The sequence below is a fragment of the Isoptericola halotolerans genome, from assembly GCF_045689585.1.
GTDB lineage: Bacteria > Actinomycetota > Actinomycetes > Actinomycetales > Cellulomonadaceae > Isoptericola > Isoptericola halotolerans_B.
In genome coordinates this window covers 2816058-2837217 of the sequence record NZ_CP140108.1, presented here as the reverse complement: position 1 = coordinate 2837217, position 21160 = coordinate 2816058, and the positions used below count along the sequence as shown (strand labels likewise).

24 protein-coding genes and 1 other RNA gene are annotated in these 21160 nt (G+C 72.8%); 14 read left to right on the top strand and 11 right to left on the bottom strand.

Annotated features, from left to right (window positions below; all coding sequences use genetic code 11):
• Positions 1 to 14 precede the first annotated feature (14 nt).
• Positions 15 to 3161, bottom strand: a complete 3147-nt coding sequence (locus UQW22_RS13200; protein ID WP_407317471.1) for a bifunctional [glutamine synthetase] adenylyltransferase/[glutamine synthetase]-adenylyl-L-tyrosine phosphorylase — start codon at positions 3159 to 3161, stop codon at positions 15 to 17.
• A gap of 43 nt (positions 3162 to 3204) precedes the next feature.
• Positions 3205 to 4542, bottom strand: coding sequence for a glutamine synthetase family protein (locus tag UQW22_RS13195; protein WP_407317469.1), 1338 nt, complete (start codon positions 4540 to 4542; stop codon positions 3205 to 3207).
• 118 nt (positions 4543 to 4660) lie between these two features.
• On the opposite strand from UQW22_RS13195, the gene panB reads away from it, so the two are divergent.
• The gene (panB, locus tag UQW22_RS13190) at positions 4661 to 5563 is read left to right on the top strand and encodes a 3-methyl-2-oxobutanoate hydroxymethyltransferase (RefSeq protein WP_407317468.1); all 903 of its coding nucleotides are present in this window, start codon (positions 4661 to 4663) and stop codon (positions 5561 to 5563) included.
• 17 nt (positions 5564 to 5580) lie between these two features.
• Here panB and UQW22_RS13185 read toward each other — a convergent pair whose 3' ends face one another.
• Positions 5581 to 5784: an SPOR domain-containing protein gene (locus UQW22_RS13185; RefSeq protein ID WP_407317467.1), complete on the bottom strand. Its 204-nt coding sequence runs from the start codon at positions 5782 to 5784 to the stop codon at positions 5581 to 5583.
• A 28-nt stretch (positions 5785 to 5812) separates the two neighbouring features.
• Between UQW22_RS13185 and ppgK the strand changes: the two genes are divergently transcribed.
• Positions 5813 to 6577 (top strand): polyphosphate--glucose phosphotransferase, encoded by a 765-nt coding sequence (ppgK, locus tag UQW22_RS13180; RefSeq protein WP_407317466.1) that lies wholly within the window; start codon positions 5813 to 5815, stop codon positions 6575 to 6577.
• A 75-nt stretch (positions 6578 to 6652) separates the two neighbouring features.
• On the opposite strand, the gene UQW22_RS13175 is transcribed toward ppgK, so the two are convergent.
• Positions 6653 to 6976, bottom strand: a complete 324-nt coding sequence (locus UQW22_RS13175) for an STAS domain-containing protein (protein ID WP_407317465.1) — start codon at positions 6974 to 6976, stop codon at positions 6653 to 6655.
• A 252-nt stretch (positions 6977 to 7228) separates the two neighbouring features.
• Between UQW22_RS13175 and UQW22_RS13170 the strand changes: the two genes are divergently transcribed.
• From UQW22_RS13170 to UQW22_RS13155, 4 genes are all read left to right on the top strand, one after another.
• The gene (locus tag UQW22_RS13170; RefSeq protein WP_407317464.1) at positions 7229 to 7825 is read left to right on the top strand and encodes a hypothetical protein; all 597 of its coding nucleotides are present in this window, start codon (positions 7229 to 7231) and stop codon (positions 7823 to 7825) included.
• Positions 7812 to 8060 carry a DUF1990 family protein gene (locus tag UQW22_RS13165; protein WP_407317463.1) on the top strand — a complete coding sequence of 83 codons (249 nt, stop codon included), beginning with the start codon at positions 7812 to 7814 and terminating at the stop codon, positions 8058 to 8060. Before UQW22_RS13170 ends, UQW22_RS13165 begins: the two co-directional genes overlap by 14 nt.
• Before the next feature lie 125 nt (positions 8061 to 8185).
• The gene (locus UQW22_RS13160; protein ID WP_407317462.1) at positions 8186 to 8635 is read left to right on the top strand and encodes a fluoride efflux transporter FluC; all 450 of its coding nucleotides are present in this window, start codon (positions 8186 to 8188) and stop codon (positions 8633 to 8635) included.
• Complete coding sequence (locus tag UQW22_RS13155; protein WP_407317460.1) at positions 8632 to 9006, top strand: fluoride efflux transporter FluC; 375 nt, start codon at positions 8632 to 8634, stop codon at positions 9004 to 9006. The genes UQW22_RS13160 and UQW22_RS13155 overlap by 4 nt, the downstream gene beginning before the upstream one ends.
• A gap of 1 nt (position 9007) precedes the next feature.
• Here the strand turns inward: UQW22_RS13155 and UQW22_RS13150 are convergent, their stop codons facing one another.
• On the bottom strand, positions 9008 to 9487 hold the full coding sequence (locus UQW22_RS13150; RefSeq protein ID WP_407317459.1) for a Fur family transcriptional regulator: 480 nt from the start codon (positions 9485 to 9487) through the stop codon (positions 9008 to 9010).
• A gap of 133 nt (positions 9488 to 9620) precedes the next feature.
• Between UQW22_RS13150 and UQW22_RS13145 the strand changes: the two genes are divergently transcribed.
• The 7 genes from UQW22_RS13145 to UQW22_RS13115 all read left to right on the top strand — a co-directional run bounded on the left by UQW22_RS13145 (position 9621) and on the right by UQW22_RS13115 (position 15073).
• Positions 9621 to 10718 carry a FecCD family ABC transporter permease gene (locus tag UQW22_RS13145; protein ID WP_407317458.1) on the top strand — a complete coding sequence of 366 codons (1098 nt, stop codon included), beginning with the start codon at positions 9621 to 9623 and terminating at the stop codon, positions 10716 to 10718.
• 20 nt (positions 10719 to 10738) lie between these two features.
• Positions 10739 to 11734, top strand: a complete 996-nt coding sequence (locus UQW22_RS13140; protein ID WP_407317456.1) for an ABC transporter substrate-binding protein — start codon at positions 10739 to 10741, stop codon at positions 11732 to 11734.
• Entirely contained in the window at positions 11731 to 12600 is an 870-nt protein-coding gene (locus tag UQW22_RS13135; protein ID WP_407317455.1) for an ABC transporter ATP-binding protein, read from the top strand. Before UQW22_RS13140 ends, UQW22_RS13135 begins: the two co-directional genes overlap by 4 nt.
• Positions 12601 to 12665: 65 nt before the next feature.
• Positions 12666 to 13658: an FUSC family protein gene (locus UQW22_RS13130; RefSeq protein WP_407317454.1), complete on the top strand. Its 993-nt coding sequence runs from the start codon at positions 12666 to 12668 to the stop codon at positions 13656 to 13658.
• 591 nt (positions 13659 to 14249) lie between these two features.
• The gene (locus UQW22_RS13125) at positions 14250 to 14513 is read left to right on the top strand and encodes a tyrosine-type recombinase/integrase (RefSeq protein WP_407317452.1); all 264 of its coding nucleotides are present in this window, start codon (positions 14250 to 14252) and stop codon (positions 14511 to 14513) included.
• A 36-nt stretch (positions 14514 to 14549) separates the two neighbouring features.
• Positions 14550 to 14825, top strand: coding sequence for a ribbon-helix-helix domain-containing protein (locus UQW22_RS13120; RefSeq protein WP_407317451.1), 276 nt, complete (start codon positions 14550 to 14552; stop codon positions 14823 to 14825).
• Positions 14822 to 15073, top strand: coding sequence for a toxin (locus tag UQW22_RS13115; protein WP_407317450.1), 252 nt, complete (start codon positions 14822 to 14824; stop codon positions 15071 to 15073). The genes UQW22_RS13120 and UQW22_RS13115 overlap by 4 nt, the downstream gene beginning before the upstream one ends.
• Before the next feature lie 98 nt (positions 15074 to 15171).
• On the opposite strand, the gene rnpB is transcribed toward UQW22_RS13115, so the two are convergent.
• Both rnpB and UQW22_RS13105 read right to left on the bottom strand, forming a co-directional pair.
• Positions 15172 to 15576, bottom strand: an RNA gene (gene rnpB, locus UQW22_RS13110) — RNase P RNA component class A.
• A 21-nt stretch (positions 15577 to 15597) separates the two neighbouring features.
• A complete protein-coding gene (locus UQW22_RS13105) occupies positions 15598 to 16065 on the bottom strand; it encodes a nucleoside deaminase (protein WP_407317448.1) in 468 nt (155 codons plus the stop codon).
• Between the two features lie 28 nt (positions 16066 to 16093).
• On the opposite strand from UQW22_RS13105, the gene UQW22_RS13100 reads away from it, so the two are divergent.
• On the top strand, positions 16094 to 16927 hold the full coding sequence (locus tag UQW22_RS13100) for a YaaA family protein (RefSeq protein WP_407317447.1): 834 nt from the start codon (positions 16094 to 16096) through the stop codon (positions 16925 to 16927).
• 21 nt (positions 16928 to 16948) lie between these two features.
• Here UQW22_RS13100 and UQW22_RS13095 read toward each other — a convergent pair whose 3' ends face one another.
• From UQW22_RS13095 to UQW22_RS13080, 4 genes are read right to left on the bottom strand one after another with little or no spacing between them, the layout of a single operon-like run.
• Complete coding sequence (locus UQW22_RS13095; protein ID WP_407317446.1) at positions 16949 to 17632, bottom strand: histidine phosphatase family protein; 684 nt, start codon at positions 17630 to 17632, stop codon at positions 16949 to 16951.
• Positions 17632 to 18366, bottom strand: a complete 735-nt coding sequence (locus UQW22_RS13090) for a zinc ribbon domain-containing protein (protein WP_407317444.1) — start codon at positions 18364 to 18366, stop codon at positions 17632 to 17634. The genes UQW22_RS13095 and UQW22_RS13090 overlap by 1 nt, the downstream gene beginning before the upstream one ends.
• A 35-nt stretch (positions 18367 to 18401) precedes the next feature.
• Positions 18402 to 19268 carry a Nif3-like dinuclear metal center hexameric protein gene (locus tag UQW22_RS13085; protein ID WP_407317443.1) on the bottom strand — a complete coding sequence of 289 codons (867 nt, stop codon included), beginning with the start codon at positions 19266 to 19268 and terminating at the stop codon, positions 18402 to 18404.
• A gap of 36 nt (positions 19269 to 19304) precedes the next feature.
• On the bottom strand, positions 19305 to 21083 hold the full coding sequence (locus tag UQW22_RS13080; RefSeq protein WP_407317441.1) for a bifunctional 3'-5' exonuclease/DNA polymerase: 1779 nt from the start codon (positions 21081 to 21083) through the stop codon (positions 19305 to 19307).
• Positions 21084 to 21160: the final 77 nt, after the last annotated feature.

Sequence of the window (21160 nt, the reverse complement as noted above, 5' to 3'; positions counted from 1 at the left end):
GGCACGACCGCCGTTCATTCCTCGCCGTAGACCACCCGCTCCATGACGGCCCGGGCCCGCCGGGACGTCCGCAGGTAGACCTCCTCGAGCTCGCCGCCGGTCCCGACGTCGCCGAGGAGATTCGCCAGCCCGGACAACGCCCACGCGTCGGCGGGCAGCACGTCGCCGCGAGGCCCGCCGACCTTGCCGGACCAGAGCACCAGCGCGGCCCGCAGACGCGAGGCGAGCATCCACGCCTCGCGCAGCCACTCGGCGTCCAGCGGGTCGAGCAGGCCGGCCGACTCCGCGGCGTCCAGGGCCGAGACCGTCTCGGTCACCCGCAGCCCGGGCACCTCGTGGGCGTGCTGGAGCTGCAGGAGCTGCGCGGCCCACTCCACGTCGGAGACCCCTCCCCGGCCGAGCTTGAGGTGGCGGGTCGGATCCGCGCCCCGTGGGAGCCGTTCGGACTCCACCCGGGCCTTGATGCGGCGCACCTCGCGCAGGGCGGCTTCCGGGAGCCCACCGGCCGGGTAGCGGTACCGGTCGACGAGGGTCGCGAAGCGACCGGCCAGATCCGCGTCACCACCCAGCGTCCCGGCGAGCGGGCGTGCGCGCAGCAACGCCTGCTGCTCCCAGACGTCGATCCACCGCTCGTAGTACTCCACGTACGAGTCGAAGGTGCGCACGAGTGCGCCCTGACGGCCCTCCGGGCGCAGGTCGGCATCGACGGGCAGGTTCGGTTCGGGCCCGACGGCGGAGAGCATCTTCTGCAGGGTGCGCGCCGTGCGCAGCGCGAAGTCCTTCGCCTGCGCGGCGTCGGCACCGGGCACCGGGTCGTGCACGAACATCACGTCCGCGTCGGAGCCGTAGCCCATCTCCCGGCTGCCGATCCGTCCCATGGCGACCACGAGCATCCGCGTCGGGTTGGCCGCCGCGTCGGTGCCGAGCCCCATCTCGGCACGGGTGGCGTACTCGGCGACCCGCAGCCCGCCGAGGAGGACCATGTCCGCCGCGTCGGAGATCGCCGCCTGGGCACGGACGGGGTCGAGCACCCCGAGCACCTCGCCCGCGCCGGTGCGCGCCAGCTCGCGGCGACGCAACGCACGCAGCTTCGTCGCGGCGGGGCCGGGGTCGTCCACCCGGGCGAGCACGGCGTCCGCCTCCGCGGCGAGCCGCTGCGGTCCGCGGGGCTCGAGGCGTGAGGTGTCGGCGAGCCACTGCACCGACTCCGGAGACCGCGCCAGGGCGTCGGCCAGGTAGCGGGAGGACGCCAGCAGGTGGGCGAGGTGGTAGGCGGCATTCCCGGAGTCCCGCAGCAGCCGCAGGTACCAGGGCGTGGCACCGAGGGTCTCGGACAGCTTGCGGAAGGCGAGCAGCCCGGCGTCGGGGTCCGCCCCCTCGGCGAACCAGCCGAGCATCACCGGCAACAGCTGGCGCTGCAGGGCCGCGCGCCGCGAGGTGCCTTCGGTGAGCGCCACGACGTGGCGCATGGCGCCGTCGGGGTCCCGGTACCCGACCGCCGCGAACCGCGCCCGGGCGGCGTCCGGGGCGAGCGAGAGCTCGTCGTCGGAGAGCTGCGCCCAGGCGGGCAGCAGGGGCCGGTAGAAGACGGCCTCGTGCAACGCCCGGACCTCGCGGCGGGTGTCGCGCCAGCGTCGCAAGAGGTCGTCGGCCCCCTGCCCCCGCATGCCGAGCGACCGGGCCAGCCGGCGCAGGTCCTCCTCGGAGGTCGGCAGGAGGTGCGTGCGGCGTAGCCGGTACAGCTGGACCCGGTGCTCGAGGGACCGTAGGAACCGGTAGCACTCCCCCATCCGGGCGGCGTGCTCACGTCCCACGAAGCCCGAGTGCGCGAGCGCGTCGAGCGCAGCGAAGGTGTTGGCCGCGTGGATCGACTCGGTGGTGCGGCCGTGCACGAGCTGGAGCAGCTGCACCGTGAACTCGACGTCCCGCAGGCCGCCCTTGCCGAGCTTGATCTGGCGGTCGACCTCCGCGACGGGCACGTGCTCCTCGACGCGTCGACGCATCGCCTGGGCGTCCTCGACGAAGTGATCGCGGTTGACCGCCGCCCACACGAACGGGTCGACGGCGTCGCGGTAGGCGGCACCGAGCTCGGCGTCGCCCGCGACGTGCCGCGCCTTGAGCAGCGCCTGGAACTCCCAGGTCGCCGCCCAGCGCTCGTAGTAGGCGACGTGGCTCTCGAGCGAGCGCACGAGCGGCCCCTGCTTCCCCTCGGGGCGCAGTGCGGCGTCGACCTCCCACAGGGAGGGCTCGACCGAGGTGCCGCCGCAGACCTTCTGCAGCCGGGACGCGAGCTGCGTCCCGATCCGCATGGCCTCCGACTCCTCCATCACCGGTCGCCCGTCCGGCGTCGTGGCTGGTTCGCAGACGTAGACGACGTCCACGTCGGAGACGTAGTTCAGCTCGCGGCCGCCCGTCTTGCCCATCCCGACGACGGCGAGCCGGACGCCGGCACCGTGGTCGGGCACCTGGGAGCGGGCCACGGCGAGCGCTCCTTCCAGCGCCGCCGAGGCGAGGTCGGACAGGGCGGCGGCGACGGCGGGCAGCACGGCCAGCGGGTCACCGGCGGTGAGGTCGGTGGCCGCGATCCTCAGCAGCCGTGCCCGGTAGGCGCGGCGCAGCGTGTCCGTCGAGGTGGTGGCCGGCGCGTCCGGCCAGGACGGCGGCCCGTCCGACGCCGGTTCCGGGTCGGGAGCGGCGACGGGGACCTCGGCGGCCGGGTCGGCACCGACGGCACGCAGGAGCTCTGCGCGCACCGCGGCGGGGTCGGTGCCGATGCCGGAGTCCTCGTCGGCGAGGACGCCGAGCAGCTCGGGGCGGCGGATGATCTCGTCGCCGAGCGCCGACGACGCGCCGAGCACCGCCAGGAGCCGGGCCCGGGCTCGGCTCTCCGGCCCGGACTCCCCGGCGGCGAGCAGCTCCCCCAGGTCGTCGCCGGCACTGGGGGCGCCGACGAGACGGACGAGCTGGAGGAGCGCCAGGTCGGGGTCCGCGGTGGCCCCGAGCGCCCTCAGGAGCACGTCGCCGCCGTCGTCTCCCAGACATGCCTGCAACGACTCGTCGGCCCAGAGGTTCGCCGACCGGCCGAGGTCGGCGAAGCCGGCCCGCAGGAGTCGTCGGGTCGGGGTGTCGCGTCTACCGGTGCCGGACGTCGTCGAGCTCACGGCACGACCCTACCGACCGTGCGGCACCGGCGGACGAGGCCTCTCAGAGGAACTGCAGCGACGTGCGCAGCTCGTAGGGGGTGACCTGCGCGCGGTAGGCATCCCACTCCGTGCGCTTGTTGCGCAGCACGTAGTCGAAGACGTGCTCACCGAGCGTCTCGGCGACGAGCTCGGAGGACTCCATGAGCTCGATCGCCTCGTCGAGCGAGTCGGGCAGCGGCGCGATGCCGAGCGCCCGTCGCTCGGAGCCGGTCAGCTCCCACACGTCGTCCTCCGTCGCCTCGGGGAGCTCGTAGCCCTCCTCGATGCCCTTGAGCCCGGCGGCGAGCAGCACGGCGAAGGCGAGGTAGGGGTTCGCGGCCGAGTCCAGCGCCCGGTACTCCACGCGCGAGGAGTTGCCCTTGCCCGGCTTGTACATCGGGACGCGCACCAAGGCGGACCGGTTGTTGTGACCCCAGCAGATGTAGCTCGGCGCCTCGGCACCGCCCCAGAGCCGCTTGTAGGAGTTCACGTGCTGGTTCGTCACCGCGGTGATCTCGCCGGCGTGGACGAGGAGACCGGCGATGAACTGACGGCCCGTCTTGGACAGCTCGAACTGTGCGCCGGGCTCGTGGAAGGCGTTGTGGTCCTCCTCGAAGAGGGACATGTGGGTGTGCATGCCCGAGCCCGGCTTGTCGGCGAGCGGCTTCGGCATGAAGGAGGCGAAGACCCCCTGCTCGAGCGCCACCTCCTTGACCACCGTGCGGAACGTCATGAGGTTGTCGGCCGTGGTGAGCGCGTCGGCGTACCGCAGGTCGATCTCGTTCTGGCCCGGACCCGCCTCGTGGTGGGAGAACTCCACCGAGATGCCCATCGACTCGAGCATCGTGATCGCGGCGCGCCGGAAGTCGTGCGTGCTGCCGCGGGCGAGGTGGTCGAAGTAGCCGCCGTCGTCGACTGGGACGAGCGGCTGCTCGCTCGAGGGCATCTGGTTGAAGAGGTAGAACTCCACCTCGGGGTGGGTGTAGAAGGTGAAGCCCTTGTCGCTGGCCTTGGCGAGCTGACGCTTGAGGACGTTGCGGGAGTCCGCCAGGGAGGGCTCACCCTCGGGCGTGAGGATGTCGCAGAACATCCGGCCCGTGCCGTGCCGCTCCCCGCGCCAGGGAAGCACCTGGAACGTCGTCGGGTCGGGCTTGGCGATCATGTCGGCCTCGTAGACCCGCGTCAGTCCCTCGATCGAGCTGCCGTCGAACCCGATGCCCTCGATGAAGGCCTGCTCGAGCTCCGCCGGGGCGACCGCGACGGACTTGAGCACCCCCAGCACGTCGGTGAACCAGAGACGGATGAAGCGGATGTCGCGCTCCTCGACCGTGCGGAGCACGAACTCCTGCTGCCTGTCCATGACCCCATCCTGCCCGATACCTGTTGCCCGTGGATGACGAACCGTTCCGGCGCCGTCGACCAGGGGGGACGAGATCACGAGACGAGGTCCCACCCGGCTGTCGCCTACGCTATCGACCATGGCAACCACGAGCCAGAATCCTGCGCCCCAGAGCCCCTCCGGACCGGATGTGAGGTCCGTCACCCCGCATGGCGAGGACGCCGCCGGCATCGCGCACGGCGCCCGCCGCGTGCGGGTCCACCACCTGCAGCAGGCCAAGGAGCGCGGCGAGCGGATCACGATGCTGACCGCCTACGACGCACCTACCGCGGCGCTCCTCGACGCCGCAGGGATCGACACGCTGCTCGTCGGCGACTCGATCGGCAACACGATGCTGGGGCACGCCACGACGCTCCCGGTGACGCTGGACGACATGGTGCGTGCCGGTCGCGCGGTCGCCTCGGCGACGCGGCACGCCTTCGTCGTCGTCGACCTGCCGTTCGGCACCTACGAGGCCGGGCCCGAGCAGGCGCTCGCGTCGGCCGTCCGGGTGATGAAGGAGACCGGCGCGTCGGCGGTGAAGCTCGAGGGCGGCCGGCGGGCGTCCGCGCAGATCCGCGCGATCTCGGACGCCGGGATCCCCGTCGTCGGGCACCTCGGCTACACCCCGCAGTCGGAGAACGCGCTCGGCGGCCCGCGGGTCCAGGGCCGGGGCGACGACGCCGCCGAGGAGCTCAGCCAGGACGCCCTCGCCGTCCAGGAGGCCGGGGCCGTCGCGGTCGTGCTGGAGATGGTGCCGGTGGAGGTCGCCGAGCGCATCACCGAGTTCCTGCAGATCCCGACGATCGGGATCGGCGCCGGGCCGCACGTCGACGGCCAGGTGCTGGTGTGGACGGACATGGCGGGGATGACCGACTGGTCACCCCGGTTCGCCCGCCGCTACGCCGAGCTGGGCCGCGCGCTGCAGCAGGCGGCCGCGGACTTCGCCGGCGAGGTGCGTTCGGGCGCGTTCCCCTCGACGGAGCACTCCTTCCAGCAGTAGCCGGGCCCCGGCCCTGGTCAGCCCTGCCCGCGCCAGTCGCTGTCCTCGTCCTCCCAGGACTCGTTGCGACGCGAGGCGGTGTCGAGCGCCTGCTCGGCCGCCTCGCGCGTGGGATAGGGGCCCATGAGGTGGGTCCACGACGACTTCTGCGCCGCTTCCTCCACCTCGCCGGTCTCGGTGTTGTACCAGAACTGCGCCGGGCGCGGACTGTTCTCGCTCATGACACGATCCTGCACCAAGATGGTTCCCATGGCTGAGCAACGAGAGCACCGGGTGGCCTTCGGCATCGACGTCGGAGGGTCCGGGATCAAGGGCGCACCGGTCGACCTGGCCACCGGTGAGTTCACCGCGGAGCGGCAACGGATCCGCACCCCCGACAGGTCGACCCCCGAGGCCGTGAGCGAGATCCTCGCCGATCTCGTCGGCGGCTTCGACCTTCCCGACGACGCCCCGATCGGCGTCGCCTTCCCCGCCCCGCTCGACCACGGCGTCGTCCGGTTCATCGCGAACCTGCACAAGTCCTGGAAGGGGGTCGACCTGCCCGCCCTGGTCCGGGACGCGACCGGCCACGAGGCCGTGGCGGTCAACGACGCCGACGCGGCCGGCGTCGGCGAGCAGCGCTACGGGGCGGCCCAGGGGCGCGACGGAGTGGTCCTCGTGGCCACCCTGGGCACCGGGATCGGCTCCGCCCTGCTCGTCGACGGTGCACTCGTGCCGAACACCGAGCTGGGCCACCTGGAGATCGACGGGCACGACGCCGAGCAGAAGGCCGCCGAGTCGGCCCGGGACCGGGAGGACCTGTCCTGGGAGAAGTGGGCCAAGAGGCTCCAGCGCTACTTCGAGACGGTGGAGATGCTGCTCTCCCCCGACCTCATCGTCGTCGGTGGCGGGGTGAGCAAGCACCATGAGAAGTTCCTGCCGCTGCTCGACCTGCGTGCCGACATCATCCCGGCGACCCTGCGCAACCGGGCCGGCATCGTCGGCGCGGCGTCCCTCGCCGCACGGCCGCACTGACGGCCCCGGGCCGACGAGGCGCCCGCAGGCGACGGGGCCGACCACACGCGGTGGCCGGCCCCGTCGTCGGTGCTGTCAGCCTGCGACGAGCGAGTCGAGCTCGAGCGTGCGCAGCGCCTGGCGGATGGCAGTCGGCGGCTCGTGCAACGAGACCTGGAGCCCTTCGTCCTGCCCGATGCGGCAGAGCTGGACGAGGAAGGCGATGCCCGCGGAGTCGATGAACGTCACCCGGGACGTGTCCACCACGACGGGCAGGTCTCGCTGGAACGCCCCGGCGAGCGCCGCCGAGGCCTCGTTGCGCAGGGCGATGTCGACCTCGCCCCACATCGTCACCACGCTCACCGACGGGCGCTCGGTCAGAGCGATCCCGCCGGCCTGAACCTCACTGGTGAGGGTCACTGTCACACCTTCGTCCCTGGAGTCAACGCCCCCTGCGTGCCGCGGCGCGGCACCGGCGATCAGGACACGCGACCTCGTCGTCGCGATGCGGCCAACTTACACCAGCACGGCCCGGGAGTGAACCCCGTCACAGAGAACTCCTTGACCAAATTTTCACGCTTCGACAAGACGTCCGACACTCGGACGCTTCCCTCTCACCACTCGATCCGCCTCGCCCCGTGACGACGCCACGCATGCGGCATGATGGGCCCGGTGAGCGGGCACAGCGACGACGAAGCGTCCTGGTTCGGGGGCAGCGACGACGCGACCCGCGCGACCACCGAAGCGGCGATCCGCGGAGCGCTGGGGGCGCAACGCGACCGCTTGACCGTCCTCTGGCTCGACGTCCTCTCCGACGAGCCCTGGCCGGCGGACGCCCTCCCCGCCCTCCGCCTCGCAGGGGATCGCCTCGGACGGAAGCGACGTCGAGGCATCTCGCTCACCCTCGACCCGCGGGTCGACGAGGACTTCGAGATCGCCCAGGCGCTCGCCCCCTTCACCATCGGCTCGACGGGGATGAGCGACCACGGCGACCATCTCTGGGACGTGAACGACACCGGCGCCAGCACCGCGTGGAGGCTCCACCCCACCGAAGAGCGTGCCGTCAGGTCGGCGATCAGCGATGCGGGAGGCCGCCCCGACGACCTCGTGACGCTGTCACAGCACCAGCTCCGCCGGCGCGAGCTCAGCTACGGAGTGGTGGGCGGCACGGCACCCGGCACCGACAGGTGGCGGCCACCCGCGGCATGGCGGGCGTACGAGCGCACCGTCCGGCTGCGCTCTGGTGCGGGAGCCTGTGGAGGTCTCTGACGACCACCGGGTCGCGCTGGCCTACGGCACGCTCGAGGGTCACCCGGCCACGGGCGAGGAGGCGTTCATCGTCCGTCGCGACGACGGCGGCAGCGTCACCCTGACGCTGCGTTCGCTGACGCGCGCGGGACACGGGCTCTGGAAGCCGCTCTTCCCAGTGGCCTTGCTCGCGCGGCACGTCTACCGCCGCCGGTTTCTGCGCGCCCTGCGTCAGGACGGGGCACGAGCGACGTAGCGCGGGTCGCCGCGAGCGCGCCGGCGAGGCGCCCGTCGTGTGACGCGGCATCCTGCCCGGCTCTACGCTCGATGCATGACAGAACCAGCGCACGACGGCCGGGCCGACACCGCGCCGGTCCCGCGATGACGTCGCGACCTCTCCCCGGCCACTTCCGCTGGACCTCGATCGGGCTCGTCATGGTTGGCGGGACATTCGGTGCCGCGGGCCGCGAGGGGGTCTCCCTGGCCGTCCCGGATCTCGACCAGATGCCCGTCGCCACACTGATCGCAAACGTCGTCGGAGCCTTCCTGCTGGGATACCTGACCGTCGCCCTGGCGCACCAGCTCCGCGGCGACGCGCGCGGTCCGCGGCTCACGCTGCTCCTCGGCACCGGTTTCTGCGGCGGGTTCACGACGTACAGCTCGCTGGCCACCGACACCGCGATCCTCCTCGACGGCTCGCGGGTCGACCTGGCGACGATCTACGTGCTCGCGACGGTGCTGGTCGGTGCGTCGGCGACCTTCGCGGGCATCGTCGTGGCCGCCAGGACGAATCCACAGGTGCCGGCCGCCGACGAGAGGACCGCCCGATGACCCTCGGTGTCTTCCTCCTGCTCACGGTCGCGGGCGGCCTGGGTGCGGGCGCCCGCTTCGTGGTCGACGGCCTCCTCCGTTCCCAGACCACCAGCGCCTTCCCCTGGCCCACGGCGATCATCAACATGTCCGGATCGCTGGTCCTCGGCGCCCTCACCGGCCTCGTCGTCAGCGCCACCGCCTCGACCGACGTCGCGGTCGTCGGCACCGGCTTCCTGGGCGGCTACACGACCTTCAGCACCGCCAGCTACGAGACTGCCCAGCTGGTCCGGGAGAAGCGCTATGGCACCGCGTTCGCGTACTCGATCGGGATCCTCGTGGTGTGCGTCGCCCTGGCCTACGCCGGCTACCGGTGGGGCGCTTCGCTCTAGGTCATCCGCCCGCCGCACCGCCACGGCACGCCCGGCAGATACCTGCCAGGGTGCTCTGACCGGGCTCGAGGGAGAACCCGGTGACGTCACGCAAGCGGGCCGTCGTCGCGTCGAAGGCGTCCACGGGCAGCGGCACGATCGTCCCGCACTCACGGCAGTGCCCGTGCAGGTGCTCGTGGACCGTCCCAGCCACCGTGACGTGGTACCGGGCGGCGCCACCCACCGGACGGCTGTGCGCCACGACGCCGGCCGCGACCAGCAGGTCGAGGGTGCGGTAGACCGTCGCCCGGTGCACGTCACCACCGGCGAGCATCGTCGCGACGTCGTCGGCGCTGAGCGGGTCAGGATGTGCGGCGAGCACACCGAGCACGGACCGTCGCGGCGCCGTGACCCGCTCGCCGCGCTCGCGCAGCGTAGCGACCGCGGCGCTGACGGCCGCGGATCCGGACGCGGCGTGCAACGCCTCGTGGTGTGTCGGCATGTCACTCATCCTGACACCGACGTGCGCCCGACCGCGGAACGGACGAGCGGACACCGTCCGGCACGCGGTGAACTACTGTGGCACCGATCGTCGCAGATGCGACGATGTCGCAATTGACCAGGGGCGCGTCACCATGACTGTCATCGGCGAGGAACCGGCGTCGCACGCGGCGACGTTCGCCGGCTCCGTCCGCACCTCCCGGCGGCGCACCGTCCTCTGGACGATCGCCCTGACCGCGGCGCTGCTGGCGTCCGCGGTCGCGACGACCGGTATCGGCCCGGTCGCCGTCGCCCCCGAGACCATCCTGCGCATCGCGCTGCACCACGTCGGAGTCCTGCCAGCCGACGTGGGGTGGTCCCGCTCTGACGAGGCGATCGTGTGGAACGTGCGCATCCCCCGCGTGCTGCTGGGCCTGGCGGTCGGTGCGGGCCTCGCCCTGTGCGGGGCGACCCTGCAGGCGATGGTCCGCAACGTGCTGGCCGACCCCTACATCCTCGGCATCTCCGGCGGTGCGTCGACAGGCGCCGCCGGAGCGATCCTCTTCGGCCTCGGCGCCGGGATCGGTCCGTACTCGCTGCCGCTGAGCGCCTTCCTCGGTGCCCTCGCGGCGTCGCTCCTCGTCTTCTTCATCTCCCGGACCGGTGGACGGATCACGTCGCTGCGCCTCCTACTGTCCGGCGTCGCGGTCGGCTACGCCCTCTCCGCCGCCACGAGCTTCCTCATCTTCGCCTCCGACTCCGCGGAGGGGTCGCGGTCGGTCATGTTCTGGCTGCTCGGGTCCCTCAGCCTGGCCCGCTGGGACGTCGTGCTCGCGATCGTGGTCATCGTCGTGGCGGCGACCTTCGCCGGTCTGCTGCTCCACGGACGACGGCTCGACGTCGTCGCCGCGGGAGACGAGACCGCGTTCACGCTCGGCGTCTCCCCGGACCGCACACGCGTCGGGATGCTCGTCGTCGTGGCGCTGTGCACCGGGGCGGTGGTCGCCGCCGCCGGCGCGATCGGGTTCGTCGGCCTCGTGATACCGCACCTCGCACGCCGGCTCGTCGGTGCCGTCCACAGCCGCATGCTGCCGGTGGCCGCCCTCCTCGGCGCGCTCTTCCTGATCTGGGCCGACGCCCTCGCCCGCACCGCCATGCAACCCCGAGAGCTGCCGATCGGCATCCTCACCGCGATCGTCGGCGCGCCCTTCCTGCTGGTCCTCGTCCGGCGCATGTACGCCCGCCACTCATGATCCGGAAGGAGCGTGGCGCCATGGCGCACACGACCCGTTCGCTCGCCGTCGGCCTCCTCGCTCTCGCCGTCGCCGGTTGCAGCGCGTCGGCCCAGGAGTCCGTGGACCCGGCCGCGCAGACCGAGGGAACCACCTACCCCCTGACCGTCGACAACTGCGGCGAGGAGGTGGTCTTCGAGTCGGCACCGGAGCGCGTCGTGCTCTTGGAGTCCGCGCCCGTCACGATCCTCGACGGCCTCGGGGTGCTGGACCGTGCCGTCGCCCGGGCAGGGACCTTCTCCGACGAGTACTACTCGGCCGACCTCAACCGGCGCATCGACCAGGTCGAGATGCTCTCGGACGAGATCGACACGGCCGGCCATCTCATGATCAACGCGGAGGTCGTCCTGGCGCAGCAGCCGGACCTGACGCTCGGGCTGCCCGAGGGCCTCACCCGCGAGGGCTTGCACGACGGCGGCTCGAACACCCTCGTGCAGCCGGTCTACTGCCCCTCCGACGTCGGCGACACGTCGTTCGCGTCGCTGTACGAGCAGATCGGCACGTACGGCGAGGTCTTCGACCGCCGCGACGAGGCCGAGGATCTCGTCGCCGACCTGAGGGCTCGCGTCGCGGCGGCGGAGGAGGCGACGGCGGCCGACACGCCCGAGCGCGACGCCGCGGTGCTCTACCCGTCGGTCGGCGGCGGCCCGCTCTACGCCTACGGCCGCGGTTCGATGGCCCAGCCCCAGCTCGGCGCAGCAGGCTTCACCAACGTCTTCGACGACACCGCGGAGCGTGTCTTCGAGGTGAGTGTCGAGGAGCTCATCGCCCGCGACCCCGACGTGCTCGTCCTGCTCTACCAGGGCGACGAGTCCGGTGTCCTGGAGGCGGTGGAGGGCCTGCCCGGCAGCGACGCGCTCCAGGCGATCGAGAACGACGACGTGCTCGTGCAGCTGTTCAACTTCACCGAGCCTCCCACCCCGCTCTCCGTGGACGGGCTGGAGCGGATCGTCGAGCGGTTCGGGACCGGCTCATGATCTCGGCCGAGCACGTCAGCCACGCCTACACCGACGCCGAGGTGCTGCACCGCGTCTCGGTCACGGCCGACCTCGGCGAGGTCGTGGGACTCATCGGCCCCAACGGCAGCGGGAAGACGACGCTGCTGCGTGCGCTCTACGGAGCCCTGGCCCCGACGCGGGGCGGGGTCACCGTGGACGGCACGGAGATCCGCCACCTGCGCGCCCGCGACGTGGCGCGTGAGATCGCCGTCGTCGTGCAGGAGCCCCCCGGCGAGCTCCCGCTCTCGGTGATCGACACGGTGCTGCTGGGGCGCAGCCCGCACCTGCGTGCCTGGCAGCGGCAGACCGAGCTCGACATCGACGTCGCCGGCGACGCCCTGCGTCGGGTCGGCGCCGAGCATCTCGCCGGCCGCGACGTCGCCGACCTGTCGGGCGGCGAGAAGCAGCGCGTCCTGATCGCGCGAGCCCTCGCGCAACGCGCCACGCACCTCCTGATGGACGAACCGACCAACCACCTGGACATCCACTTCCAGCACGAGGTGCTCGCCCTCGTGCGCGAGCTGGGTGTCACGACGATCATCGTGCTGCACGACCTGAACCTCGCCGCCCGCTACTGCGACCGCCTCGTGCTGCTCGACCGTGGGCACGTCGTCGCGTCGGGCACGGTCGAGGAGGTGCTGCGACCCGACGTCCTCGAACCGGTCTACGGGATCCGCATCCAGCGGGTGGAGGCCGACGACGGGCGACCGCAGCTGCTCTTCCGCGCGCCCGAGCACCGGCACCCGGCGAGCCACCGCCACACGTCCGGCACGGCGCCCGACGCCGCGGCCCTCGCCGCAGCGGGTCGAACGGCCGCGAGTGCACCTCTGGCGGACGACGACTAGCGTGTGCCGACATGACGGCTGAAGCCCACGCACAGCCAGCAGCGAAAACTACGCCATCGCGTGGCATGGTCGCGCTCCTCGCTGTCCTCCTGCTGGCGCCCATGGTGGCGCTCAGCGTCTCCCCGTGGCACGCGAACGGTTCGCTCTGGTATCTCGGCATGCTGCCGGTCATCATCGGGCTGTTCGCCGGCGCACGAGTCGGGTTCGCCGCGGCCCTCGTCACTCCGGCTCTCATCGGGATATCTCTCCTGCTGCACGACATGCCGGTGGTCGGCGCGCTCTACATGGCAGCCGTCGCCGTCGCGGCCGGACTCGCCGCGGTGCGCGGCTGGCACCTGATGCTCTCGTTCGCCGGCCCCCTGGCGGCCTTCGCCCTGATCGGCGACCTGGACGTGAGGCTCGCCACCGGCACGGTGGCGGCCGACTCGTCGCTGACGTCCGGGTTCGTCACCGTCGGCGTCGTGCTCGCCGGCGGTCTCTGGACGGCCTCGCTCGGTCAGTTCGTCGTCCGGGCGTTCCCTGTCAAGCCGCCGAAGACGGTTCCCCGGCACACAGCCGGCTACTACGCCGCCGCACTCGGCCTGTTGGTCGGGTTCGCGACCTACGTCGCCATGAGCAGTCTCGACGCCGACTCGTGGTGGATGATCCTCACCTTCTTCGTCGTCGTGCAGCCGTACTACGTCGACAGTGCCGGCCGGATCGCGGCACGCGTGGCCGGGCCCCTGGCCGGCGCGCTGGTCGCCGTCCTGATCGTCGCCGTGCTCCAGGACATGCCCGCCGTCATCACCGCGCTGGCGATCGTGCTCACGGTCGCCGCCGCGTGGGCGAACATGAGGCTCCCGTACTGGGCCTTCGTCGCCTTCCTGACCCCGGCCGTCGTCCTGCAGACCGCCGGAGGATCAGGGGCCATCGTCGACAGCATCGTCGAACGAGCGCTCTACACCATCGTGGGTGCCGCCGTCGCCGCGGTCGTGCTCACGGCGGGCCACGTCCTCGTCACCGGACGACGGCACCGCGGCCGGTCGAGGACGGACTCGGCCGAGGACACCGACGCCTGAAGCCGCCGCCGACGACTCGACGACGAGGCGACAGCACTCCGGAAGGACGTCAGGAAGACGGTCGCGAGTCAGGGAAGGGCTCGGGATGCGGACGAGTCGGTCTGTACGCCGGGTTCGCCTCTCTGGGCGAACGCACCGTCACGGACTGACGTGGCGCCCACGAGGTGCGGCGTCGCAACCGCCACGGCAGATTCTCCCGACCCTGTCGGCAACGACAGCAACGCGGGCTCATTGGGCCGTACGACCAGTGCGCGAGGAGCGCACCCAAAGCACCAACCTGCGCATCGCGCCAGCGTGGGCGCGCTTCGGCCGGCCAGTAGGAGAACCCTGCCCCTGCACGTTGGTAGTAGCCGCTCACGCGTCCATCCTTGCACCTGAGCCCGTCCGAATGGCGGGAAGCGCGTCCGATGGGCATCTGCGGAACTGCCTTAGCGGCACCTCACGGTATCGGCGTCGGGCGAGTGTTCCGCAGACCCCAACTGCTCCACTCTCGCTGGAGACGCTCAACCTAATCCTCCAGAATCAGCGCCTGACACCGCCACGGTCGAACTGCGATCCACCCCTACCAGGGAAGCGGATACTGCGACGGCCATGATGACGAGCCATCCACCGGTCAAGGTATCGGTAGCCGCCCACGCGGTCGTCTTCCACGACCTCCGGCACTACTACGCTCTGCTCATTCGCCACGGCGCCTCCGTGAAGGTCGTGCAAGCACGCCTCGGCCACAAGTCCACCGGCGAGACTCTCGACACCCACCCCCACCTCCGACCGGAGAACGACCGGACCCGAGACGCCGTGGACAGCGCCTTCGCGCCGCCTGCCGCTAGCCGGGACGACCGCACCTCCGCCGCGTAAGGTCACGTAGGCCACATTTTCGTGTACGTTATTCCTATGGATGAGAAGCAGCGCACCATCCACGGCAAATCGGTCACCGACGAGCAGATCCAGGCGTGGGCCGACGAGGCCGAGGCCGGATACGACCTGCCCGCTCTCCGCAAGAGTCGCCGGGGCCGCCCCGCCGTCGGCCACGGCCCCGGCAACCCCGTCACGGTCCGCCTCGATGAGCAAACACTGGCCGCCCTTCGGAAGCGCGCAGAGCACGAAGGCCTGGCGAACGAGTCGGAGGCGATCCGCGCCGCGGTCCGCGCCTGGGCCCACGTGGCGTGAAGGTCCACGAGTCCGCACGCAAGCACTTCAAGCGAGACAGCCTCACCGACGACGTCGTCCTGTACGCGGGCATGCACGCACTGCTGCGTGAGCCGCTTGACGACGAGGACGACCCTCGACGCTGGCTCTTGCTGGGCGTCGATCCGGCGGGACGCGTGCTGGAGCTCGTCATCCTCGCCTTCGACTCCGGCGACGAGCTCGTGATCCACGCGATGAAGGCCCGCCAGCAGTACCTCGACTGGCTCTGATCGACGGCCCTCCGGGAGCCCACGCAGAGATTCCTGCGGACTCTCTGCGGACTGGGCCACCCTCTGCGGCATCAAGCCGCAGGTCAGACCGTGTGAAGCGGACGAGCCGGTCTGTACGCCGGGTTCTGTTCCCGCACCGGGTTGCCCCAGCACGGGCGACGGTCATCCATCTAGGACCTGCGTTGCCACAGGCCTCCAGCGGTCTACCCGACTGCGCTTCTCGTCAGAGAATCGGGCGGGCCGCCCTCGATCACAGCCTGTCTGACCTTGCTCCAGGTGGGGTTTACCGAGCCACGACCGTCACCGGCCGTGCTGGTGGTCTCTTACACCACCGTTTCACCCTGACCTGCTCGCCGAGGCGTGCAGGCGGTCTGCTTTCTGTGGCACTTTCCCGCGGGTCACCCCGGGTGGCTGTTAGCCACCACCTTGCCCTTCGGAGCCCGGACGTTCCTCGGCGCCACCGCCCCGAGGAGCAGCGACGACGCGACCGTCCGACCGACTCGTCCGCCCGGCAAGGATACCCCTCAGTACGCAGACTTCCCGTCGAACGCGTGCCACGCCTCGAACGGCGCCGACGCGTCGTCCACGGGCCGCTGCTCCACCGGCAGCGGGGCAGGGGCGCGGCCGGCCAGCACATCGTGGAACAGCCGGTCGTCGAACCCGGCCGCCGCGGCGTCGTGGCGGTCGGCGGCGAATACCACCCGGTCCACGCGTGCCCACAGGGCGGTGGCCAGGCACATGGGGCACGGCTCGCACGAGCTGTACAGCACGGCGCCGGCCAGGCTGAACGTGCTGAGCGCCCGGCAGGCGGCCCGGACTGCCACGACCTCGGCGTGCGCGCTCGGGTCGAGGTCCACGGTCACGCGGTTGGTCCCCTCGCCCACGACCTCGCCGCCACGCACCACGACCGCCCCGAACGGACCGGCGCCCGCCGGCACTCCGGACACCGCCAGCTCGACCGCACGGTGGAGCCATCGCTCGTCGGACGTCATGGCACCGATGCTCCCATAGGGTGTCCGGGTGCTGATCTGCCTCCCGCCCTCCGAGGGCAAGACCCCTGCACCCGACGGTGGCACCCCGGTCGACCTCCAGGCTCTGACAGCGCCGGAGCTCTCCTCACAGCGCGAGGCCGTGCTCGACGCCCTGGCCGCGGTGAGCTCGGGCCCGGGCGCCACGGAGGCCCTCAAGGTCGGCACGACGCTCGCCGACGAGGTCGCTCGCAACACCACGCTGCGTACGGCTCCGGCCGCGGCTGCCACCGATGTGTACACCGGCGTGCTCTACACGGCAGCTGGCCTGGGCGACCTCACCGGGCAGGCCCGCGCGCTCGCCACGGACTCGGTCCGCACCTTCTCGGGGCTGTGGGGCATGGTCGCTCCGGGCGACCGCATCCCCGCCTACCGGCTCTCGATGAGCGTCGACCTGCCGGGCGTCGGGAAGCTCGCCACCGCCTGGCGGCCCCGCCTGGCGCGGGCGCTGGAGAAGCGCGCGGCCGGGGACGTCGTCGTCGACTGCCGCTCGGCCGCCTACCTGGCCGCGTGGAAGCCGGCGACCACCGGCGAGCAGGCTGCCGAGTGGGTGACCGTCCGCGTCGTGCGCGAGGCGGACGGCCGGCGCACCGTCGTCTCGCACAACGCCAAGCACACCCGTGGCGTGCTCACCGGGCACCTGCTGCGCCGGACGGGGCCGCCGCCGTCGTCCGCGGACGAGCTGCTCACGGCCGTCCGCGAGCTCGACGGCGAGGTGATCGGCACCGAGGTCGGCACCGGTCTGAGCTACCGGATGATCGAGGCGACGCTGGGCGAGCCGTCCGCTCGCAGCGGGTCCCGCGTCCTGGAGCTCGTCATCTCGTGAGGGCGCTCCGCGCCGACCTGCTCAGTCCGCCGCGGGATACCCGACGGCGGTGACCTCCCGGGCGCCGTCGGGCCAGATGCGCAGCACCGACAACGAGCACGGCGGGATGCGGACGCGTCCCCAGGCGTTCGGCGGCGCGTCCAGGGCCAGGCCGACCAGGGTACGCACGACCGCCGCGTGCGCGACGACGACGGCGGTGCTCCCGACGGCGTGCGCCGCCACCTCGTCCAGCGCCGGCTGCACCCGGGCACCGAGGTCGGCGTACGACTCACCACCGGGCGGGGCGAACGTCCCCTCGGTGACCCACCGGCGCAGCTCCCCCGGCCAGCGCTCGTGCACCTGCTCGGGGACGAGAGCCTCCCAGTCGCCGAAGCGGATCTCGGCGAACCGCTGGTCCGTGCGGACCGTCGCACCGATCCGGCGACCGACGGCCGACGCCGTCTCCTGGGCGCGCACCATCGGCGAGGCGACGAGCGAGTCCGGACGAGGCAGGTCGGGCCACTGGTCCTTGCCGATGCGGAACACGAGGTCGGCGGCCTGCGCCGCCTGTCGCTGTCCCGCCGTCGTCAGCGACGGGCCCGGCACGTCCCCGCCGGAGAGTGCGCCGACCTCCGTCAGCGGCGTCACGCCGTGGCGCACCAGCACCACCGTGGCGGGCACCGCGCCGTCGTACCGGGCGAGCGCTCCCGGTGCCGGACGCCGCATCAGGCCGCCGCGGCGCGCACGAGGATCCGGCCACACTCCTCGCACCGGACGACCTGCTCGGGCGCGGCGTTCTTCGCAGCGGCGAGGTCGCCGGGGTTCAGCTCCAGGCGGCAGCCCTCGCAGCGGTTGCCGTTCAGCGCGGCCGCCCCCGATCCGAGCTGCGCACGCAAGCGGTCGTAGAGGGTCACGAGCGCGGCGTCGAGCCCGTCGACCGCGGCGGCTCGCTCGGCGGCGACCTGCTGGGCGGCGCCGTCGATCTCGGCGAACGCGGCGTCGCGCTCCGCGGCGGCCTTCTCCTGGGCGGCGACCAGCTCGCCGTGGGCGGCCTCGACCTTGGACAGCGCCTCCTGGTGCGCCTCGAGCCGCTCCATCAGCTCGAGCTCGGCCTCCTCGAGGACGTTCTGCCGGCGGGCCAGCGACTCGAGCTCGCTCACGACGGCGGTGGCGTCCTTGGCGCCGAGCGCGCCGGCGTCGAGCTTCTGCTGGTCGCGCGCCGCACGCTGGCGGACCTGCTCGACGTCTCGCTCGGCCTTGGTGACGTCGCGCTCGAGGTCCGCGACGGCGGTCCGGGAGTCGACCAGGGACCCGTGCAGGTCGCGCAGACGCTGGTCGAGCTCGGCGAGCGTGGCGAGGGCCGGGTGGTGGCTGCGCTGGTGCGCGAGCTGCTGGAGCCTGGTGTCGAGGGCCTGGACCTCGAGCAGGCGACGCTGATCCTCGACGGGTGCGGTAGCCATGGATGGGTCCTCTCGTGCAGCTCTTCAGATGATGGTCAGCGACCCGTGCTCGCGACCCGGGTGGTCCAGGGGTCCGTCACCAGGGTGCTGACTCTGGTGGTCACCGTACCGTCTCCCAGACGACCGACGAGATCGTCGGCGGCGTAGGCCAGCCAGGGCCACTCCGAGGCGAAGTGCGCCACGTCGACCAGGAACGGGCGCCCGCCGTCCGACCGGGCGTCGGCCCCCGCCTCGAAGGCCGCCCGCTCGCGCAGCTCGGACGCCGGGTGGTGCCGCAGGTCGGCGGTGAGGTAGACGTCGACGGCGGCGGCCAGGACCGCATCGAACAACGAGTCGCCGGACCCGCCGACGACGGCGGCGGTGGTCACCGGTGCGTCGAGGTCCCCCGCGACCCGCACGCCCTGCGCCGTGGCGGGCAGCACGTCGGCGACGCACCGGGCCAGCTCGCCCAGCGTCGTCGGACGCTCGAGCGTCCCGACCCGGCCGATCCCTCGCTCGGTGTCGTCGAGACGTGCGACCAGCGGCCGCCGGTCGGTGATGCCGACGAGGTCGGCCAGCGCGTCGGCGACCCCGCGCGGCGCGGAGTCCGCGTTGGTGTGGGCCACGTGCAGGGCGCAACCGGCGGCGAGCAGGCGGTGCACCACGGAACCCTTGAAGGTGGTGGCCGCCACGGACGTCACCGGCTTGAGGAACAGCGGGTGGTGTGTCACGAGCAGGTCCGCGCCCCACTCGATCGCCTCGTCCACGACCGTCTCGACCGGGTCGACGGCGAAGAGCACCTTGCGCACCGGGCGCTGCGGGTCGCCCGCCACCAGCCCGACGGCGTCCCAGCCCTCCGCCGTCGCCGGCGGGTAGAGGTCCTCCAGGACGGTGACGACGTCGGCCAGGGTGGGTGCGCTCATGCGCCCGACGATACCGACGTCACGATGTTGCGGACGTCACTTGGCGTCGGCGTACGCCTCGACGGTGGCGACGGTGAGCGGGAAGGACACCGGGAAGTCCCCGAAGAGCAGACGCCCCGCCTCGGCCGCCGCCTCGCGCACCTCCCGGGCGACGTCGTCCGCGAGCGCCGCCGGAGCGTGCACGACCACCTCGTCGTGGACGAAGAAGACCAGGTGCGCCCGGTCGACGAACGGCGCGGGCCCCTCGTTGGGCTGCCCGACGGCCGGCAGACTCCAGAGCCGCCGCCGGATCGCCGCGATCCAGCACAGCGCCCACTCGGCCGCCGTGCCCTGGACCACGAAGTTGCGGGTGAAGCGGCCCCAGGCCCGGGCCGAGGATCGCGCGAGGCTCGCGGCGTCGTCCGGCGCCCCGTCGCCGAGCGCCCCGGACTGCGCCGCGTCCCACTCCTGCCCGGGCGGCGGCGAGGTGCGTCCCAGCCAGGTGGTCACGGACCGGCCGCGCTCGCCCGTGCGGGCGGCGTCCTCGACGAGCCCCATGGCGCGCGGGAACGCCCGCGACAGGCGGGGCAGCACCTGCCCGCTGACGCCGGTGGTGCCGCCGTACATCGCCCCGAGCATCCCGACCTTGGCGAGCTCGCGCGTCGGCACCGCTCCGGTGGCCACGATCCCGGCGTACATGTCGCCGCCCGCGCCCGCGGCAGCCATCGTCTCGTCGGCAGCGAGCCCGGCGAGCACCCGCGGCTCGAGCTGGGCGGCGTCCGCGACGACGAGCACCCACCCGGGGTCGGCCTGGACGGCGCGGCGCACCCCGCGGGGCAGCTGGAGCGCTCCCCCGCCGCTGGACGACCAGCGCCCGGTCACCACGCCGCCGACGACGTAGTCGGTGCGGAAGCGACCGTCGCGCACCCAGTGGTCCAGCCACGCCCAGCCGTTGGCCGTGTAGAGCCGGTACAGGCTCTTGTACTCCAGCAGGGGCGCCACCACCGGGTGGTCGATCTTCTCGAGGTCCCACTTGCGCAGGCTGCGGGCACCGACGCCGGCGTACTCCATCGCGCGCAGCAGGTCCGGGTGGGAGTCGGGGTTGAGGGCGTCCGGGGCGTCGAGGGCGGCGCGGATGCGCACCGCGAGCGCCTCGAGCCGCTCGGGCCGCCGGCCGGGAGCCGGGCGTGGTCCGAGCATCTCGGTGAGGATCTCGTCGTGGACGTCGGTGCGCCACGGCAGGCCGGCGTGGTGCATCTCCGCCGCGGCCAGCGCCCCGGCCGACTCCGCGGCGAGCAGCAGCCGCAGCCGCCCGGGGGCGGACGACCCGGTGACCGCCGCCTCCTGGGCGGCCAGCTCGGCACGGAGCTCGACGGCCCCGATCTGCTGCCGTCCCGCGGACGCGTCGTCCGAGCGCGCGGCAGGGCCGAGCTCGAACAGCGACTCCTCCTGCGGCCGGTGGGGCGCGCCGCTCGAGATCTCCCCGCCGGGCGGCGTCGGGCCCATCGTGTCCCACGGGCCGGGCGGAGCCTCGGCCAGTGCGGACCCGGTGGCGAGGCTCGACGTGCGCAGGACGCGGTGCGCGAGACGCAGGTCGTGGCCGCGCTCGACGCGGACGCCCGCCGTGAGCAGCGCCGGGTACCACCGGTTCGTGTCCTGCCACGTCCAACGGGGCGGCGCGGACGCGGTCCCCTCGGCGTCCCGCACGACGGCGGGAAGCTCGTCCGAGGTGACCACCTGCGGGTCCGGTGCACCTTCGCCGCCCGGTGCGGCGGCGTCGGCGACGCGGACGAGGCGGGCTGTGCCCGCGGGCTCCCGGGCGAGGACGACGTGCACGGGGCCATCCTGCCCGCCGGCTCCGACAACGCGTGCCCGGTCGGCCCCGCTCAGCGGGATGCGGCGAGGGCGGGCGG

Excerpts from the sequence above, each read along its gene's own strand:
- UQW22_RS13195 (WP_407317469.1), bottom strand. The coding sequence starts at position 4,542 with ATGGACAGGCAGCAGGAGTTCGTGCTCCGCACGGTCGAGGAGCGCGAC.
- panB (WP_407317468.1), top strand. The coding sequence starts at position 4,661 with ATGGCAACCACGAGCCAGAATCCTGCGCCCCAGAGCCCCTCCGGACCG.
- UQW22_RS13185 (WP_407317467.1), bottom strand. The coding sequence starts at position 5,784 with ATGAGCGAGAACAGTCCGCGCCCGGCGCAGTTCTGGTACAACACCGAG.
- ppgK (WP_407317466.1), top strand. The coding sequence starts at position 5,813 with ATGGCTGAGCAACGAGAGCACCGGGTGGCCTTCGGCATCGACGTCGGA.
- UQW22_RS13160 (WP_407317462.1), top strand. The coding sequence starts at position 8,186 with ATGACGTCGCGACCTCTCCCCGGCCACTTCCGCTGGACCTCGATCGGG.
- UQW22_RS13155 (WP_407317460.1), top strand. The coding sequence starts at position 8,632 with ATGACCCTCGGTGTCTTCCTCCTGCTCACGGTCGCGGGCGGCCTGGGT.
- UQW22_RS13150 (WP_407317459.1), bottom strand. The coding sequence starts at position 9,487 with ATGCCGACACACCACGAGGCGTTGCACGCCGCGTCCGGATCCGCGGCC.
- UQW22_RS13145 (WP_407317458.1), top strand. The coding sequence starts at position 9,621 with ATGACTGTCATCGGCGAGGAACCGGCGTCGCACGCGGCGACGTTCGCC.
- UQW22_RS13140 (WP_407317456.1), top strand. The coding sequence starts at position 10,739 with ATGGCGCACACGACCCGTTCGCTCGCCGTCGGCCTCCTCGCTCTCGCC.
- UQW22_RS13135 (WP_407317455.1), top strand. The coding sequence starts at position 11,731 with ATGATCTCGGCCGAGCACGTCAGCCACGCCTACACCGACGCCGAGGTG.
- UQW22_RS13130 (WP_407317454.1), top strand. The coding sequence starts at position 12,666 with ATGGTCGCGCTCCTCGCTGTCCTCCTGCTGGCGCCCATGGTGGCGCTC.
- UQW22_RS13125 (WP_407317452.1), top strand. The coding sequence starts at position 14,250 with ATGATGACGAGCCATCCACCGGTCAAGGTATCGGTAGCCGCCCACGCG.
- UQW22_RS13120 (WP_407317451.1), top strand. The coding sequence starts at position 14,550 with ATGGATGAGAAGCAGCGCACCATCCACGGCAAATCGGTCACCGACGAG.
- UQW22_RS13105 (WP_407317448.1), bottom strand. The coding sequence starts at position 16,065 with ATGACGTCCGACGAGCGATGGCTCCACCGTGCGGTCGAGCTGGCGGTG.
- UQW22_RS13095 (WP_407317446.1), bottom strand. The coding sequence starts at position 17,632 with ATGCGGCGTCCGGCACCGGGAGCGCTCGCCCGGTACGACGGCGCGGTG.
- UQW22_RS13090 (WP_407317444.1), bottom strand. The coding sequence starts at position 18,366 with ATGGCTACCGCACCCGTCGAGGATCAGCGTCGCCTGCTCGAGGTCCAG.
- UQW22_RS13085 (WP_407317443.1), bottom strand. The coding sequence starts at position 19,268 with ATGAGCGCACCCACCCTGGCCGACGTCGTCACCGTCCTGGAGGACCTC.